This is a genomic window from Rathayibacter sp. AY1D2 (assembly GCF_002932695.1).
Lineage (GTDB): Bacteria > Actinomycetota > Actinomycetes > Actinomycetales > Microbacteriaceae > Rathayibacter.
Window position 1 is genome coordinate 1 of record NZ_PSVX01000074.1, and the last position, 15,558, is coordinate 15,558.

A 15,558-nucleotide genomic window follows, 5' to 3' on the forward strand; every position below is an offset into this window, starting at 1 on the left:
GGATGCGCAGGAGCATCACGACGTCGGGGAGCCCGGTGTCGATCGCCTCGTCCAGATCGAAGCGGATGTCGAGCGGGTTCTTCCCCAACGGCCGGGAGTACGCGCGGATCTGGGGCCTCGACGACGAGCGGCTCGCCCGGCTGGGTCCCGATCCGCTGGACCCGGAGTTCACCGAGGAGATCCTCGGCGCGATCCTCGCCACGGCGAGCCGGGCAGGGACCGGCTCCCACAGGCACCGCCGAACGCACGATCCGCGTGCCAGCGGATCGCGCTAGGCGGACGCGACCCGCTCCACCCACCCAGCCACCCCCGAGAGCCGACCGCGGCGAGCCGGGCAGGGACCGGCTCGCCACAAGCACAGCCGAACCAGTGATCCGCGTACCAGCGGATCGCTGTAGGCGAACGCGACCCGCTCCACCCACCCAGCCACCCCCGAGAGCCGACCGCGGCGAGCCGGGCAGGGACCGGCTCGCTATCTGATCAGCCGCGACAGCAGCCGGTCGGCGAGGATCCTGCCGTCGGTCTGGCAGGTGGGGCAGTACTGGAGCGTGGAGTCGTGGAAGACCACCTGGCGGATCGTGTCGCCGCAGACGGGGCACGCCTCTCCTGTGCGGCCGTGGACGCGCATGCCGAGCTTCTTCTCGCGCTTGAGGTCGGCCGCGTGCAGGCCCTCGGCGCGGGCGAGCGCCTCCTCGAGTGTGTAGCGGAGGGCCGCGTAGAGGCGGTCCAGCTCGTCGGCGGTGAGCGCGGCGGGCTTGAAGGGCGACATGCGCGCCACGTGGAGGATCTCGTCCGAGTAGGCGTTGCCGATGCCGGCGATGCGGGACTGGTCGCGGAGGACGCCCTTCACCTGCGCCCGGCCCGCCGTGGCGAGGATCGCGCCGAGGATCTCCTCGGTGAACTCCGGGTCCAGCGGATCGGGACCCAGCCGGGCGACGCCCGGGACGTCGAGCGGATCGGCGACGATCGAGAGCGCGAGGCTCTTCTTGGTGCCGGCCTCCGTCACGTCGAACCCCGACCCGTCGTCGAGGACGAGCCGCGCGGCGAGCGGTCCCCGGCCGGGCTTCGCCGGCGCCGTCGGCCGCTCGGGCCGCCAGCGGACCCAGCCGGCGCGGGCGAGGTGCAGGAGGACGTGGGCCTCGCCGACTGCGAGGTCGAGGAACTTGCCGTGCCGCGATACTCCGTGGACGGTCTCGCCGGACAGAGCCGACGGCGGGATGGCGACGGTCTTGAGGGCGGAGATCGCGAACACGTCGAGCCGCTCGAGGACGCGTCCGCCCAGGCGCGCGTCGAGATCGAGGGCGAGGGCCTGGACCTCGGGGAGTTCGGGCATGCGACCACCCTGGCCCGCGGGTCCCGCACCGTCCACCCCTGGCGGAGGGGACGGCAGCGGGTCAGTCGCCGAAGCGCGTCGCCGCGACCTTCCGCAGGAACAGCTCGTGGAACCGGTAGTCGCCGGTGATCTCGGGATGGAACGCCGTCCCAAGGAGGTTGCCCTGCTCGACCGCGACCACCCGCCCGTCGGCGACGCTGGCGAGCGCGGTCGCCCGCTCCCCCAGCTCCTCCACGACCGGTGCGCGGATGAAGACCGCGTGCACCGGCGGATCGCCGATGGCCGGCACGTCGAGATCGGTCTCGAAGGAGTCGAGCTGGTTGCCGAACGCGTTCCTCCGGACCGACACGTCCAGGCCGCCGAAGCTGCTCTGGCCGTCGATGCGGTCGAGGACCCGGTCGGCGAGCATGATCAGCCCGGCGCAGGTCCCGTAGACGGGCATCCCCGCACTGATCGCCTCGACGACCGGCTCCGCGAGGCCGAAGAGGCGCGACAGCTTGTCCATCACCGTGGACTCGCCGCCCGGGATGACCAGCCCCGCGACGGTGGCGAGCTCCTCCGGGCGGCGCACGAGCACCACCTCGGCGCCCAGCTCGCGCAGGACGTGCGCGTGCTCGCGGAAGTCGCCCTGCAGCGCGAGGACGCCGACGCGGAGCCCCTCGAGGGACTCCCGCGTCGGTCCTGCGCCGGCGAGCGGCGCGTCGGCGCTACCAGCCACGCTCGGCGAGGCGGTGCGGCGCGGGCACGTCGGCCACGTTGATGCCGACCATCGCCTCGCCCAGGCCGCGCGAGGCCTCCGCGACGACCTTCGCGTCGTCGAAGAAGGTGGTCGCCTTCACGATCGCGGCCGCGCGCTTGGCGGGCTCGCCCGACTTGAAGACGCCGGAGCCGACGAACACGCCGTCGGCGCCCAGCTGCATCATCAGCGCCGCGTCGGCCGGGGTCGCGACCCCGCCGGCGGTGAAGAGGACGACGGGGAGCTTGCCGGTCCGGGCGATCTCGACGACCAGGTCGTAGGGGGCCTGCAGCTCCTTCGCGGCGACGTAGAGCTCGTCCTTGGTCATCGCCTTCAGGCGGTTGACCTCGCCGGAGATCGTGCGGATGTGCTTGGTCGCCTCGGAGACGTCGCCGGTGCCGGCCTCGCCCTTCGAGCGGATCATCGCTGCGCCCTCGGTGATGCGGCGCAGCGCCTCGCCCAGGTTGGTCGCTCCGCAGACGAAGGGGACGGTGAAGTTCCACTTGTCGATGTGGTTCACGTAGTCGGCGGGCGAGAGGACCTCGGACTCGTCGATGTAGTCGACGCCGAGCTCCTGCAGGATCTGCGCCTCGACGAAGTGGCCGATGCGCGCCTTCGCCATGACGGGGATCGACACGGCGGAGACGATGCCGTCGATCAGGTCGGGGTCGCTCATGCGTGCGACGCCGCCCTGCGAGCGGATGTCGGCGGGGACGCGCTCGAGCGCCATGACGGCGACCGCGCCGGCGTCCTCCGCGATGCGGGCCTGATCGGCGTCGACGACGTCCATGATGACGCCGCCCTTGAGCATCTCGGCGAGACCGCGCTTGACGCGGCTCGAGCCGAACTGCTCGGGAGCGGACGAGGACGGAGTGGTGGTGTCGGTCATGTTCGCGAGTCCTGTTCTGTGCGGCGACTTCCGCCGACGGCAGCTCCGAGTCTACGAGACGGCACCCACCGTCCGCGGCGCTGGACAGGGGGCCGGGCGGCGGTCTAGAGGCTCGGCCAGGCCGCCGCGAGGCTCGCCCGCACGTCGCCGAGCAGCTGCGGGAGCGCCTTCGTGCGGGCGATGATCGGGAAGAAGTTCGCGTCGGTCGCCCAGCGCGGAACCACGTGCTGGTGCAGGTGCGCGGCGATCCCCGCTCCCGCGACCGCGCCCTGGTTCATCCCGAGGTTGAAGCCGTCGTTGTTCGAGACCGAGCGGACGACGCGCATGGCCGTCTGCGTGAGCGCTCCGATCTCGGCCACTTCCTCGGGAGTGGCCTCGTCGTAGAGCGGGATGTGCCGGTACGGGCAGACCAGGAGGTGGCCGGAGTTGTACGGGAAGAGGTTCAGCAGGACGTAGGCGTGCTCCCCGCGGGCGACGATGAGGGCCTCCTCGTCGCTCAGCGTCGGCGCCACGCAGAAGGGGCAGTCGTCGGCTCCGGGCTGCCCCTTCTGGATGTAGACCATCCGGTGCGGCGTCCACAGGCGCTGGAACTCGTCGGGAACCCCGGCGAGGTGCGCCGAGCCCTCCGCTCCCTCGGGCACGTAGCCGTCGCTCACGCTCAGACCTGCGCCTTCGAGGCGACGGCCTCGCGGATGCGCGCGACGGCGTCGGCGACCGGGATCCCGTTCTCCTGCGTGCCGTCGCGGAAGCGGAAGCTGACGGCTCCGGCGTCGCGGTCCTTCTCCCCCACGATCATCTGGAAGGGCACCTTCTGCAGCGTGGCGTTGCGGATCTTCTTCTGCATCCGGTCGCTGGAGTAGTCGATCTCGGCGCGGATGCCCGACCTCTTGAGCTCGCCGACGACCTCCTCGAGGTAGGGCAGGTACTCGTCGGCGATCGGGATGCCCACGACCTGGACCGGCGACAGCCAGACCGGGAACGCCCCGGCGTAGTGCTCGGTGAGGATCGCGAAGAAGCGCTCGATGGAGCCGAAGAGCGCGCGGTGGATCATCACGGGCCGCTTCTTCGAGCCGTCCGAGGCCGTGTACTCGAGCTCGAAGCGCTCGGGCTGGTTGAAGTCGAGCTGGATGGTCGACATCTGCCAGGTGCGGCCGATGGCGTCGCGCGCCTGCACCGAGATCTTCGGACCGTAGAACGCCGCTCCTCCCGGATCCGGCACCAGCTCGAGACCGGAGGCGACGGCGACCGCGCGCAGCGACTCGATCGCCTCCTCCCACTGCTCGGGCGCACCGACGAACTTCGGGTTGCCCTCCTCGTTCGTGGACAGCTCGAGGTAGAAGTCGTCGAGGCCGTAGTCGCGCAGCACCTGCAGCACGAACTCGAGGTTGCGGGTCAGCTCGGCCGACACGTCCTCCTGCGCGACGTAGATGTGGGCGTCGTCCTGGGTCAGGCCGCGCACGCGGGTGAGGCCCTGCAGGGTGCCGCTCTTCTCGTAGCGGTACACGGTGCCGAACTCGGCCAGGCGCAGCGGGAGCTCGCGGTAGCTGCGGCCGCGCGAGCGGAAGATCAGGTTGTGGAACGGGCAGTTCATGGGCTTGAGGTAGTAGTCCTGGCCCTGGCGGGTGACGTTGCCGTCCTCGTCCTGCAGCTCGTCGAGGTGCATCGGGGGGAACATCCCCTCGGAGTACCACTGCAGGTGCCCGCTCGTGAGGAACAGGTCGCCCTTGGTGATGTGCGGCGTGTAGACGAGCTCGTAGTCGTGGGCGAGCAGCTGCTCGCGCATGTACTGCTCGATCTCGTAGCGGATGATCCCGCCCTTGGGGTGGAAGACCGCGAGGCCGGAGCCGATCTCGTCCGGGAAGGAGAACAGGTCGAGCTCGTGGCCGAGCTTGCGGTGGTCGCGGCGCGCCGCCTCCTCGAGGCGGGCCTGGTGCTCGCGCAGCTCGTCCTTCGTGGGCCACGCGGTGCCGTAGACGCGCTGCAGCTGCGGGTTCTTCTCCGAGCCGCGCCAGTAGGCGGCAGCGTTGCGGGTCAGGGCGTAGCCGTTGCCGATCATGCGGGTGTTGGGCAGATGCGGGCCGCGGCAGAGGTCCTTCCAGACCGTCTCGCCGGAACGCGGGTCGACGTTGTCGTAGATGGTGAGCTCGGCGCCGCCGACCTCGACGCTCTCGTCCTCGGCTCCCCCGCCCTTGATCCCGATCAGCTCGAGCTTGTAGGGCTCGCCGGCGAGCTCGGCGCGCGCCTCCTCCTCGGAGACGACGCGGCGCACGAACCGCTGGCCCTGGCGGACGATGCGGTCCATCGCCTTCTCGAGCGCCTTCATCGCCTCGGGCGTGAAGGGCTCCTCGACGTCGAAGTCGTAGTAGAAGCCGTCGGTGACGGGCGGGCCGATGCCCAGCTTCGCCTCCGGGTTGATCTGCTGCACCGCCTGCGCGAGCACGTGGGCCGCGGAGTGGCGGAGGATGTTCAGCCCGTCCGGCGAGGAGATGAGCACCGGCTCGATGCGGTCGCCCGGCACGACGTCGGCGGCGAGGTCCTTGAGCTCCCCGTTGACGCGGATCGCGACCACGGCCCGGTCGGTGAAGTGCGTGAATCCCGTGCCCGCCTCGGTGACGACCGAGTGGGACTCGTTCTCTGCGGGATTCGACGGTTCGTTCGACACGTGCGGGCACTCCTCGGGCTCGGTTGACCCCTCGACTGTAGTCGGCGGCGGCCTCTACCCGAGCGCGTCGAGCACGCGGACGCCGAGCGCGCGCAGAGCGGAGGCGAGCTCGTCCCGGTCGGCGCCGGGGAGCACGAGCGAGCTGCGCTCGAGCTGGTGCAGGAGGACCTCCTCCAGGCCGGGCGGCAGGGAGTCCACGGCGAGCGCCCCCTCGAGTGCGGCGAGCACGGCGACGACGGCCACCGCGTCGCGTGCCGCGAGTCTGCGTGCGCTGATCTCCATGCGTCTCCGTCCGTGTCGTCCGACCCCGTCACCCTGCCGACAGGACGTGCCCCGGAGAGGGGCGCGGGGGCGACCGGTGCGCAATCCGTCCAGGTGGCATCCTGGTCCGATGGGTGCCGGTCCTGCGCTGCAGCGCTTCACGCGCTCCGGGGCCGACCTGGAGGAGGCGCGGCGCTTCTACTCGGACGGCTACGGCGGGTCGGGATTCCGGACGGAACCGGTCGAGCGGCCCTTCTCCTTCCGCTACGACGTCTCCGGGAGCGAGGGCGTGAGCCTGCGGACGTCTGTTTTCCGGGGCTCCGTGTCCGGGGGGCTGCGTCCGGCGGGCGAGTACGTCGTCTCGTGGTTCCTCTCCGGCACGAGCGTGGTGGACCCGGAGGGCGATCGGATCGTCCACCTGCCGGGGCGGCCGGTCGTGTTCCCCAGCGCGCGTCCGTTCGAGTTCGTCAGCCGCGACTTCCAGCAGCGGCTCGTGCACGTGGCCGCCGGCCTCCTCGAGCAGGTCGCGTCCGAGGCCGGCGACGGCGTGCCGCTGCCGCTCGTCTTCGACCACCGCTCGATCGCCTCCGCGTCGGCACTCCCGGGCTGGTGGCGGGCGGTCGACGACTTCGCGGGCGTCCTCCGGTCGGGCGGCGAGGCGACAGCGCTGCAGCTCGTGGCGGCCGAGCGCGGCGTCGCTCTGCACCTGCTCGCGACCTTCGCGCACCGGCCGGTCGTCGTTCCGTCGCAGGTGCTGCGGCCGGGGCTCGAGCACCTGCTGCGTGCCGCCGAGTTCCTGCACGCGTTCGCCGCGTCGCCCGTCACCGTGTCCGACATCGCGACAGCGGCGGGGCTCACTCCGCGGGCGCTGCAGGCCGCGTTCCGGAGACACTTCGGCGACACTCCGCTCGGCTACCTGCGCGGCGTGCGTCTCGACCGGGCGCGCGTCGAGCTGCGCGAGGGCGCTCCGGGCGAGGAGACCGTGCGCGCCGTCTCCGCGCGCTGGGGCTTCCTCAACCAGGGCCGCTTCTCGGGGGCGTACCACCGCCGCTTCGGCGAGTACCCGGTGGAGACCCTGCGCCGCTGACGCTCAGGCGCCGGGAGCGAGATCGCGGGCGTAGCAGACCGAGTGCTCGGACCCGATGTAGGCGCCGAACGGCAGGATGGCGTGGTAGCCCTCCCGGAGGTAGAACCGCATCGCGTCGGGCTGGAGCGTCCCGGTCTCCAGCACCAGGCGCGTCGTGCCCAGAGCGGCCGCCCGCGCCTCGAGCGCGCGCAGGACGGCCGTGGCCGCTCCGGTGCCGCGGGCGGCGCGGTCGGCGAACATCCGCTTCACCTCGATCGCCCCCGGTCCGAGGACGTCGTCGTCGAGAGGCCGCAGTCCGCCGCAGGCCACCGCCGTGCCGCTCGCGTTGCGGGCGACGAGGAAGACGGGCACGTCGTCGGCCGAGGGCGGCGTGCCGGGCTCGTGGTCGTCGTTGCCGTAGCGCTCGTCGAGCTCGCGCCGCTGCGCGTCGCGCAGACGCTCGGCGTCCGGGTGGGTCCACGCCACCTCGTCGATGGTCCAGCTCATGAGGGCTCCTCCCGGCCGCGCGAGGGGCACGGCCGAGGCCATTCTGCCGCGCCCGCCCCCTCCGGCCGGCCCGGTGGCAACCCCTTCCGCGCCGGGCCGCAGCGGGCGTCGACTGGAGGCCCACCGACGAAAGGACTCACCGTGCTCTCCGACTCCCCCATCGGCCCCGTTCTGCTCTCCCGCGACCTCGCCGCCTCCCGCGCCTTCTACGCCGGCTCCCTGGGACTGGAGGTCCTCGAGGAGAGCGAGTCGGCGATCGCCTACTCCTGCGGCGGCACCCGGCTCACCGTCACCGCCAGCACCACGGGCTCGAAGGACGAGCAGACCAAGGCCGCCTGGCGGGTGGCCGACCTGCGCGCCGAGCTGGACGCGCTGGCGACTCGGGGCGTGGCTCCGGAGGACTACGACAGCGACGAGCTGCGCACCGAGAACGGCGTGGCCGACCGCGGCAGCGTCTGGGCGGCCTGGATCCTCGATCCCGACGGGAACGCGCTCGGCTTCGAGCAGCCCAAGAGCTGATCGGCGCCGCTCTAGACTCGCCCCATGCCCGACGACTCCGCTCCGCTGCCCGCGCCCGGGTGGTACCCGCACCCGGCCGACCTCGGCTCGGAGCTCTACTGGGACGGCGCGGCGTGGACGGACCGGTCCCGCCCGTCCTCCTCGGCGCCCGCTCCCGCCTACGGCACGCCCCCGGGCGCTCCGGAGCAGGAGCTGTACGCCTATCCGTCCGCCCCGTCCTCCGCGGCGGGCCGCAACCCCATGGCGATCGCGAGCCTCGTGCTCGGCGTCCTGAGCCTGCTGATCAATCCGCTGCTGATCCCCTCGATCCTCGCCATCGTCTTCTCGGCGAAGGGCCGGGCGGCCGCACCGCTCGTCGGAGGCGGTCGCGGGCTCGCGACGGCCGGACTCGTCACCGGGATCCTCGGTCTGGTGTCGGGCGTCTTCACCATCGTCGGCAACCTCTCGGCCGGGGTCCCCGGCCTGGCCGGCTGACCGGGGTGCCGCGGCCCTCGACGCCCCGATGACCGCGCGCCGGAGCGCTCCCTGGCTCCTCGTCGTGGCGGTCGCCCTGGTCGCGCTGGTCCTGCGCGGTCCGATCGTCGCCGTCGCGCCCATCATCGACGCGGTGCGCGAGGACCTCGCGCTGTCCGCGGGCCAGGCGGGGATCCTCACCAGCATCCCCGTGCTCTGCTTCGCCCTGGCGACTCCGCTCGCCCTCCTGGTGATCCGCCGCGCGGGACCCGACGCCGCCGTGACCGTCACGGTGATCGGCGTCGCGCTCGGCACGATCGTCCGATCGATCGGCGACGTGGGACCGGCCGTGGCGGGCACCATCCTGATCGGCGTCTCCATCACGATCGGCAACGTCGTCCTCCCCGTCGTGATCCGGCGGGACGTCGCTCCCGAGCGCGTCGACCTCACGACGGGCGTCTACACCGCAGCCCTCAACGTCGGCTCGACGATCACCTCGCTCGGCACCGCTCCGCTCGCTCTGGCGCTCGGCTGGCGCGGCGCCCTGCTCGTCTGGCTCGCCCTCAACGCCCTCGCTCTGGCCGGCTGGCTCGTGGCCGTAGGGCCTCGGGCGGCCCTGCGTCCGACTCCCCGCCCGGCCCGCGCCGACCGCGCACCGGCCGCACCGGCTCCGCGGATCTTCCGCAGCGCGACCGTGCTGGCGCTCGCGCTCTGCTTCTCGAGCCAGGCGTTCTCGTACTACGGAGTGACGGCGTGGCTCCCCTCGCTGCTCGTCGACCGCAACGGCTTCTCGATCGCGACCGCGGGCGCGAGCGCCTCGGTGTTCCAGCTCGCCGCGGTCGCCGGCGCCCTCGGCGTCCCGCTCCTGGTCCGGAGGCTCGGACCCCTGGGGGGCATCGTGCTCGTCGGCCTCCTCTGGTGCACGGTGCCGGCGGGGCTGCTGCTCGCGCCGCAGCTCTGGGCGCTCTGGTGCGTGCTGGGCGGCGCGGCCCAGGGCGGAGGATTCACGGTGGTCTTCGTGCTCGTCGTGCGGCTCTCCCGCTCCGACGCCCACGCGTCGCGGCTCTCGGCCACGGTGCAGGGGATCGGCTACGCCGTGGCCGCCACCGCCCCGACCGTCATCGGGTTCGCGCACGACGCGAGCGGCGGCTGGGAGGCTCCCCTGCTGACCGTCCTCGCCGCGACCTGCTCCTTCCTCCTCTTCGGCACCCTCGCCGCCGCGCGCCAGCGCCGGGCCTGACCCGCGACACGACCGGCCGCGCCGTCAAGGGGGCCGTCCGACGACTGTCGGCCCCGTAGCGTGTCCGCATGGCCGAGCAGAGCACTACCCGCGAGAAGACAGCGCCCGATCCCGACGATTCCCGGAAGCCCGACGACGTCACCGACATCACCAAGCGCTCCTGGTTCTACGTCCTCAAGAAGACGGCCCGCGAATTCGGCGCGGACCAGTGCACCGACCTCGCCGCCGCGCTCACCTACTACGCCGTGCTCGCGCTCTTCCCCGCCCTGCTCGCGATCGTGTCGGTGCTGGGGCTCTTCGGCCAGGCGCAGGCCACCACTGATCTGGTGCTCGACCTGATCGGGAACCTCGCGTCGAGCGAGGTCGTCGACCTGCTGCGCGACCCGATCCAGGCGCTGACCAGCTCCTCCGCCGCGGGTCTCGCCTTCGTGACCGGTGTCGTCGGAGCGATCTGGTCCGCCTCCGGCTACGTCGGCGCCTTCGGCCGCGCGATGAACCGCGTCTACCAGATCGACGAGGGGCGCCCCTTCTGGAAGCTCCGCCCGACGATGCTCGGCGTGACCGTGGTGACGGTCGTCCTGATCGTGATCGCGGCGCTCATCCTGGTGCTCAGCGGACCGGTCGCGACCGCCGTCGGCGACGTCGTGGGCCTCGGGCCCGCCGCCCTCACCGTGTGGAACATCGCGAAATGGCCGGTGCTCGTGGTCATCGCGATCGTGATCGTCGCGACCCTGTACTACTGGGCGCCCAACATCCGCCAGCCGAAGTTCCGCTGGATCAGCATCGGATCGATCGTCGCCCTGGCGATCTGGCTGATCGCCTCGACCGGCTTCGCGTTCTACGTGGCCAACTTCTCCAACTACAACAAGACCTACGGCTCGCTCGGCGCGGTGATCGTCTTCCTCCTCTGGATCTGGATCACCAACATCGCCCTGCTCTTCGGCGCGGAGTTCGACGCCGAGCTCGAGCGCGGACGCGAGCTGCAGGCGGGCATCGAGGCGGAGGAGACCATCCAGCTCCCCCCGCGCGACACCGCCGCGAGCGACAAGAAGGCGGCAGTGCACGAGAAGGACGTCCGCGACGGGCGCTGGCTGCGGCTGGCGAGCGAGAACCGCAGCGACGAGGGCACGGCCCAGGACGACGAGGCCGCGAAGAAGAAGTGACTCAGGACTCGGACGACCAGAGCGCGCGGTAGTAGGCCGCGCGCTCGTCGTCCGGATCCGCTCCGTACTCCGCGAGGAGCAGCGGGGTGTGGCCGGGGCCGTAGTTCCAGCCGAGGCTGACGGCGGCGACCGCCAGATCCGCCCAGCGGTCGCCCACGCCCAGGTCGCCGACGTCGACCGTGCCGCTCCAGCGTCCGTCGTCGTCGACGAGCGTGTTCGGAGCGCACGCGTCGCCGTGCACCACGACGGGGTCCACGAGCTCCGGAGCCGCGCCGAGCGCCGACGGCCGGCGCGCGAACCAGGAGTCGTCGCGCAGCTCCTCGGGCACCGCGTCGACGGGGAGCGCGTGGACCGCCCGCAGGCCGGCCGCGATCGCGCGGACGGCCTCCTCCGGCCGGGCTGTCCACTCCGGGTCGACGGCGCTCCGCCCGGCCAGCGGTGCGGTGAGGAGCCACTGCCCCTCCTCGTCCTCGCCCGCCTCCAGGATCCGGGGCGCGTCGATCCGCCCCTCCAGCCAGCGCAGACGCGCGATCTCGCGACGGAGGTCGACGCCCGTGGACCGGGGATTCCACTTCAGGTACCCGGCGTCCACGCGGAAGGTCAGCCCGTCGAGCTCGTTGCGCCAGACGAGCGCCGGATCGGTGCCGCCGTTCAGGCGCCTCGCCGGCGACGGGATCCGGACGCCCTCGAGCGAGGACTGCCGTGCGAGGTCCGGACCGCTCATGCCCTCAGGGTAGGCGCCCCGATCCTGAGAGGATCCGCATGCCGCGGACCGCGCCACCCGCCTCCTCCGAGCAGCGCGCCCTTACCCTGACGGGCGTGCCGGAGCAGCCGCCCGGCGCGATCCGGTGACGAGGGAGCCCCCGTGACGCAGAGCGACGACGACCGCGGGCCCGTGCAGCCCGACTTCTCGAAGGAGCAGGAGGGCTACCGTCCCGGGCTCAAGCCCCGGCAGCTGCAGATGATCGCCATCGGCGGCGCGATCGGCACCGGCCTCTTCCTCGGCGCGGGCGGCCGACTCGCCACCGCCGGTCCCTCGCTCGTCGTCGTGTACGCGGTCTGCGGCGTCTTCGCCTACCTGATCCTCCGCGCGCTCGGCGAGCTGGTCCTGCACCGGCCGAGCTCGGGCTCCTTCATCTCCTACGCCCGCGAGTTCCTGGGCGAGAAGGCCGCCTTCGTCGCCGGATGGATGTACTTCCTGAACTGGGCGATGACCGCGATCGCCGACGTCACCGCGGTGGCCCTGTACGTGAAGTACTGGTCGCTCTTCTCCTCCGTGCCCCAGTGGCTCCTCGCACTCATCGCCCTGGTCGTCGTGCTCTCGCTGAACCTCGTCTCGGTCAAGGTCTTCGGGGAGCTGGAGTTCTGGTTCGCGCTCATCAAGGTCACGGCGCTGGTGGTCTTCCTGGTGATCGGCGTCGTCGTGCTCGCCGCGGGCTGGCCGCTGCAGTCCGGCGGCGTCTCCGTGGACCCCGGGATCAGCCTCTGGAACGACAACGGCGGCATCCTGCCCGGCGGCCTGATCGCCAGCGTCCTGGTCGTCCAGGGCGTGGTGTTCGCCTACTCCGGAGTCGAGCTGGTCGGCACGGCGGCGGGCGAGACCGCGGAGCCGGCGAAGGTCATCCCGCGCGCCATCAACTCGGTCATCCTGCGCATCGCCGTCTTCTACGTCGGCTCGGTGCTGCTGCTGACGCTGCTGCTGCCCTACACGGCCTACTCGAAGGGCGAGAGCCCGTTCGTCACGTTCTTCAGCTCGCTGGGCGACGGCTCCTCGGGCGAGATCGCCGGATCGATCATGAACTTCGTCGTGCTGACGGCCGCGCTCTCCAGCATCAACGCCGGGCTCTACTCGACCGGCCGCATCCTCCGCTCCATGGCGCTCAACGGCTCCGCCCCCGCCTTCACCGGCCGGATGAACAAGCAGGGCGTCCCCTACGGCGGCATCCTGCTCACGGCGAGCATCACCCTGATCGGGATCGTGCTGAACCTCTTCGTGCCGTCCGAGGCCTTCGAGATCGTCCTCAACGTCTCGGCGCTGGGCATCGTCACGGGCTGGGGCATGATCGTCCTCTGCCAGATGCAGCTGCAGCGCTGGGCGGCCCAGGGGCGCCTGGAGCGCCCGTCCTTCCGGATGCCCGGCGCCCCGGTGACCTCGTGGCTCACCCTGGCGTTCCTGGTGATCGTGGTGGTCCTCATCGCCGTCGACTTCCCGACCGGCACCTGGACCGTGGGGATCGTCGCGGTGGTCGGCGTGCCCGCCCTGATCGTGGGCTGGCACGTCGCGAAGCCGCGCATCCTGGCGATCGCGTCCGCCCGTGACGGCTTCACCGGCGCCCACCCCGTGATCGCCGCCCGTCCGGCCTCCGAGGCCAAGCGCGACGGGAACGAGCGGCGCCACGAGTAGCGCGGGTCAGCGCCGGCGGAGGTAGCGCAGGAGCAGCGTGTCGCCGGCGCTGAGCACGTGCGCCAGGTGCTGCGGGCGCGGTCCGGGGACGTCGCCGCGGGCGAGCCTCCCGGAGTCCCCCGCCTCGAGCGTCGGAGCGACGGTCAGGCAGAGCTCGTCGACGGCGTCCGCGGCGAGGAGGGTCCCGAGCAGCGACGGACCGCCCTCGCAGTGGATCCTGCCGAGCCCCCGCTCCGCGAGCTGCGCCCGCATCCGCGTCGCGTCGAGCTCTGCGTCGCCGCAGACGAGCACGTCGGCGACCTCGGCGAGCTCCGCGCGGCGGCGGGCCGGCGAGGAGCCGGTGGTCACGACGATCGGGCGCACCGGCGCCTCGGTGAAGATCCGCGAGTCGGGATCGAGGTCGAGCGACCCCGAGACGATCGCGAAGACGGGCTGCGGGGCGAGCCCGGTGCCGAGCCGGGACCGCACGGACTCGTCGCTCAGCACCATCGGGCCGTAGCCCTCGGTCCGCACCGTGCCGGCCGCGACGAGCACGACGTCGGCGAGCCGGCGGAGCAGGTCGAACACGCGCAGGTCCGCCGCGCCCCCGAGATCGCCCGAGACGCCGTCACGGGTGACCGCGCCGTCGACGCTCGCGACGAAGTTGACCCGGAGCCACTCCTCGCCCGCCCCGTCCGCGTAGAGGGCCAGCAGAGCCTCGTCGGACAGGTCCTGCCCGGCCTGCGACAGGCCGTCGATGCGGGCGCTCACGCCGCCGGCTCCACGTTGTGGCGGAGGAAGACGGGCGCCCGCCAGCCCAGCACCGCCTCCGTCATCCGCACGGCGTCCACCGCCTGGCGCACGTCGTGCATGCGCACGATCCGCGCACCGTTCAGGATGCAGATCACCGCGGCGGCGAGGGAGCCCTCGAGGCGCTCCCCCTGCGGCCGGTCCAGCGCCTCGCCGATGAAGTCCTTGTTGGACACCGCGGCGAGCACCGGGAAGCCGAGCGCGGCCACCTCGCCCAGCCGGCGGGTGAGCTCGAGCGTGTGCACGGTGTTCTTGTTCAGGTCGTGACCCGGATCGACGATGATCCTCCCGGCAGGCACTCCACCCGAGAGCGCGCGATCGACGCGGCTCCGCAGATGGTCGACCACGGTCGCCACGACGTCGTCGTACTCGGGTCTCTCCGGCTCGCTGCGGGGGGCGCCCACGCTGTGGGTGATGACGAGCTGAGCGGAGGAGGAGGCGACGACCTCGAGCATCCGGGGGTCGTGCAGCCCGCTCGTGTCGTTGATGACGGAGGCGCCCGCGGCGATGCTCGCGCGCGCGACCTCGGCGCTCGTCGTGTCCACCGAGACGACCACGTCGCTCCGCTCCGCGATGCCCGCCACGACGGGGACGACCCGGTCGAGCTCCTCCTGGAGCGTGACAGCGGGGCCGCGGCCGAACGGCACTCCGCCGATGTCGACCCAGTCGGCGCCGAGCTCCGCAGCGCGCACGGCGGCCGCGATGGCGCTGTCCAGGGCGAAGGTGGAGCCCTTGTCGTAGAAGGAGTCGGGTGTGCGGTTCACGACCGCCATCACGGCCACCTGCCGCTCGAAGTCGAACTCTCGTCCGCCGATGTGCCGCGTGGTCATGGGCGCGTCCCTCCCGCTCGGAGCGCCGGGAGAAGGCCGGCGCCGCTCACCCTAGACGAGCGGAGTCGGCGGAGGCTGGAGCGGGCCGCCCTCGAGCAGCGCCTGGAAGAGGACGTGGTCCTGCCACTCCCCGGCGATCCGCAGGTAGCGCCGCGCGACGCCGATCCGCTCGAAGCCGTTGCGCTGCAGCACGGTCTGCGATCCGACGTTGTGGAGGAGCGTCCCGGCCTGCACGCGGTGCAGCCCCAGATCCTCACGCGCGGTGCGCAGGACGGCTCCGACCGCGCGGGTCATCACGCCGCGGCCCTGCAGACCGCTGTCGAGCCAGTAGCCGAGATCGCCGCTGTCGAAGGCGCCGCGGACGATGTTCGCGAGAGTCAGCCGACCGACGATCACGCCGCCCGCGTCGAGGACGAGCGGGAGGACGCTGCCGGCCCGGTGCGCGGCGAGCGCGTCCGCGACGGCGTCGGTCTGGCCCCACGCCTCGAAGAAGCGGGTCGAGCGCGTCGGCTCCCAGGGCGCGAGGTGCCGGCGGTTGCGCCGGTACGCGGCGGCGAGGGCCGGTCCGTCGTCCCGCGAGACGAGCCGCAGGAGGGTGCCCTGGTCGTCGACGGGGATCGGGGCGGGCATCCTGCGAGGGTAGCGCCGGAGCCGGGAACGACAGAACCCCCGGCCAGGGGCCGGGGGTTCTCGTGGTGGGCGATAC

General features: G+C 72.5%; 17 protein-coding genes. 6 read left to right on the forward strand and 11 right to left on the reverse strand.

The features are described from left to right. Positions 1-472: 472 nt before the first annotated feature. From C5D04_RS15620 to C5D04_RS15645, 6 genes are all read right to left on the reverse strand, one after another. On the reverse strand, positions 473-1,333 hold the full coding sequence (locus C5D04_RS15620) for an Fpg/Nei family DNA glycosylase (RefSeq protein WP_104296174.1): 861 nt from the start codon (positions 1,331-1,333) through the stop codon (positions 473-475). A gap of 61 nt (positions 1,334-1,394) precedes the next feature. After that, positions 1,395-1,967: a pyridoxal 5'-phosphate synthase glutaminase subunit PdxT gene (gene pdxT / locus C5D04_RS15625; RefSeq protein WP_244229657.1), complete on the reverse strand. Its 573-nt coding sequence runs from the start codon at positions 1,965-1,967 to the stop codon at positions 1,395-1,397. Positions 1,968-2,040: 73 nt separating this feature from the next. Beyond that, a complete protein-coding gene (gene pdxS, locus C5D04_RS15630; protein WP_104224629.1) occupies positions 2,041-2,958 on the reverse strand; it encodes a pyridoxal 5'-phosphate synthase lyase subunit PdxS in 918 nt (305 codons plus the stop codon). A gap of 104 nt (positions 2,959-3,062) precedes the next feature. Continuing rightward, positions 3,063-3,614, reverse strand: coding sequence for an HIT domain-containing protein (locus tag C5D04_RS15635; protein WP_258061501.1), 552 nt, complete (start codon positions 3,612-3,614; stop codon positions 3,063-3,065). 2 nt (positions 3,615-3,616) lie between these two features. Further along, positions 3,617-5,527 (reverse strand): threonine--tRNA ligase, encoded by a 1,911-nt coding sequence (gene thrS, locus C5D04_RS15640; RefSeq protein WP_244230674.1) that lies wholly within the window; start codon positions 5,525-5,527, stop codon positions 3,617-3,619. A 147-nt stretch (positions 5,528-5,674) separates the two neighbouring features. Next, positions 5,675-5,902, reverse strand: coding sequence for a hypothetical protein (locus tag C5D04_RS15645; protein ID WP_104224631.1), 228 nt, complete (start codon positions 5,900-5,902; stop codon positions 5,675-5,677). A 109-nt stretch (positions 5,903-6,011) separates the two neighbouring features. On the opposite strand from C5D04_RS15645, the gene C5D04_RS15650 reads away from it, so the two are divergent. After that, positions 6,012-6,968: an AraC family transcriptional regulator gene (locus C5D04_RS15650; protein ID WP_219815034.1), complete on the forward strand. Its 957-nt coding sequence runs from the start codon at positions 6,012-6,014 to the stop codon at positions 6,966-6,968. A gap of 3 nt (positions 6,969-6,971) precedes the next feature. Here C5D04_RS15650 and C5D04_RS15655 read toward each other — a convergent pair whose 3' ends face one another. Further along, the gene (locus C5D04_RS15655; RefSeq protein WP_104347989.1) at positions 6,972-7,454 is read right to left on the reverse strand and encodes a GNAT family N-acetyltransferase; all 483 of its coding nucleotides are present in this window, start codon (positions 7,452-7,454) and stop codon (positions 6,972-6,974) included. A gap of 141 nt (positions 7,455-7,595) precedes the next feature. Between C5D04_RS15655 and C5D04_RS18385 the strand changes: the two genes are divergently transcribed. The 4 genes from C5D04_RS18385 to C5D04_RS15675 all read left to right on the forward strand — a co-directional run bounded on the left by C5D04_RS18385 (position 7,596) and on the right by C5D04_RS15675 (position 10,829). Beyond that, positions 7,596-7,973, forward strand: coding sequence for a VOC family protein (locus tag C5D04_RS18385; RefSeq protein ID WP_104233325.1), 378 nt, complete (start codon positions 7,596-7,598; stop codon positions 7,971-7,973). 24 nt (positions 7,974-7,997) lie between these two features. Then, the gene (locus tag C5D04_RS15665; RefSeq protein WP_104251081.1) at positions 7,998-8,447 is read left to right on the forward strand and encodes a DUF2510 domain-containing protein; all 450 of its coding nucleotides are present in this window, start codon (positions 7,998-8,000) and stop codon (positions 8,445-8,447) included. Positions 8,448-8,475: 28 nt separating this feature from the next. Beyond that, on the forward strand, positions 8,476-9,666 hold the full coding sequence (locus C5D04_RS15670) for a CynX/NimT family MFS transporter (RefSeq protein ID WP_104296177.1): 1,191 nt from the start codon (positions 8,476-8,478) through the stop codon (positions 9,664-9,666). Positions 9,667-9,734: 68 nt separating this feature from the next. Next, complete coding sequence (locus tag C5D04_RS15675; protein WP_104233327.1) at positions 9,735-10,829, forward strand: YihY/virulence factor BrkB family protein; 1,095 nt, start codon at positions 9,735-9,737, stop codon at positions 10,827-10,829. Position 10,830: 1 nt separating this feature from the next. Here the strand turns inward: C5D04_RS15675 and C5D04_RS15680 are convergent, their stop codons facing one another. After that, entirely contained in the window at positions 10,831-11,553 is a 723-nt protein-coding gene (locus C5D04_RS15680) for an aminoglycoside 3'-phosphotransferase (protein ID WP_104233328.1), read from the reverse strand. A 141-nt stretch (positions 11,554-11,694) separates the two neighbouring features. Between C5D04_RS15680 and C5D04_RS15685 the strand changes: the two genes are divergently transcribed. Further along, positions 11,695-13,233 (forward strand): amino acid permease, encoded by a 1,539-nt coding sequence (locus C5D04_RS15685; protein ID WP_258065186.1) that lies wholly within the window; start codon positions 11,695-11,697, stop codon positions 13,231-13,233. 6 nt (positions 13,234-13,239) lie between these two features. Here the strand turns inward: C5D04_RS15685 and C5D04_RS15690 are convergent, their stop codons facing one another. The 3 genes from C5D04_RS15690 to C5D04_RS15700 are packed head-to-tail and all read right to left on the reverse strand — an operon-like array spanning position 13,240 to position 15,482. Continuing rightward, positions 13,240-13,983: a pyrimidine reductase family protein gene (locus tag C5D04_RS15690; RefSeq protein WP_104233329.1), complete on the reverse strand. Its 744-nt coding sequence runs from the start codon at positions 13,981-13,983 to the stop codon at positions 13,240-13,242. Further along, positions 13,980-14,852 carry a dihydropteroate synthase gene (folP, locus tag C5D04_RS15695; RefSeq protein WP_104233330.1) on the reverse strand — a complete coding sequence of 291 codons (873 nt, stop codon included), beginning with the start codon at positions 14,850-14,852 and terminating at the stop codon, positions 13,980-13,982. The genes C5D04_RS15690 and folP overlap by 4 nt, the downstream gene beginning before the upstream one ends. 51 nt (positions 14,853-14,903) lie before the next feature. After that, complete coding sequence (locus C5D04_RS15700) at positions 14,904-15,482, reverse strand: GNAT family N-acetyltransferase (RefSeq protein ID WP_104347987.1); 579 nt, start codon at positions 15,480-15,482, stop codon at positions 14,904-14,906. Positions 15,483-15,558 lie beyond the last annotated feature (76 nt).

Excerpts from the sequence above, each read along its gene's own strand:
- C5D04_RS15700 (WP_104347987.1), bottom strand. The coding sequence starts at position 15,482 with ATGCCCGCCCCGATCCCCGTCGACGACCAGGGCACCCTCCTGCGGCTC.
- C5D04_RS15675 (WP_104233327.1), top strand. The coding sequence starts at position 9,735 with ATGGCCGAGCAGAGCACTACCCGCGAGAAGACAGCGCCCGATCCCGAC.
- folP (WP_104233330.1), bottom strand. The coding sequence starts at position 14,852 with ATGACCACGCGGCACATCGGCGGACGAGAGTTCGACTTCGAGCGGCAG.
- C5D04_RS15620 (WP_104296174.1), bottom strand. The coding sequence starts at position 1,333 with ATGCCCGAACTCCCCGAGGTCCAGGCCCTCGCCCTCGATCTCGACGCG.
- pdxS (WP_104224629.1), bottom strand. The coding sequence starts at position 2,958 with ATGACCGACACCACCACTCCGTCCTCGTCCGCTCCCGAGCAGTTCGGC.
- C5D04_RS15645 (WP_104224631.1), bottom strand. The coding sequence starts at position 5,902 with ATGGAGATCAGCGCACGCAGACTCGCGGCACGCGACGCGGTGGCCGTC.
- C5D04_RS15680 (WP_104233328.1), bottom strand. The coding sequence starts at position 11,553 with ATGAGCGGTCCGGACCTCGCACGGCAGTCCTCGCTCGAGGGCGTCCGG.
- C5D04_RS15670 (WP_104296177.1), top strand. The coding sequence starts at position 8,476 with ATGACCGCGCGCCGGAGCGCTCCCTGGCTCCTCGTCGTGGCGGTCGCC.
- C5D04_RS15665 (WP_104251081.1), top strand. The coding sequence starts at position 7,998 with ATGCCCGACGACTCCGCTCCGCTGCCCGCGCCCGGGTGGTACCCGCAC.
- C5D04_RS15655 (WP_104347989.1), bottom strand. The coding sequence starts at position 7,454 with ATGAGCTGGACCATCGACGAGGTGGCGTGGACCCACCCGGACGCCGAG.
- C5D04_RS15650 (WP_219815034.1), top strand. The coding sequence starts at position 6,012 with ATGGGTGCCGGTCCTGCGCTGCAGCGCTTCACGCGCTCCGGGGCCGAC.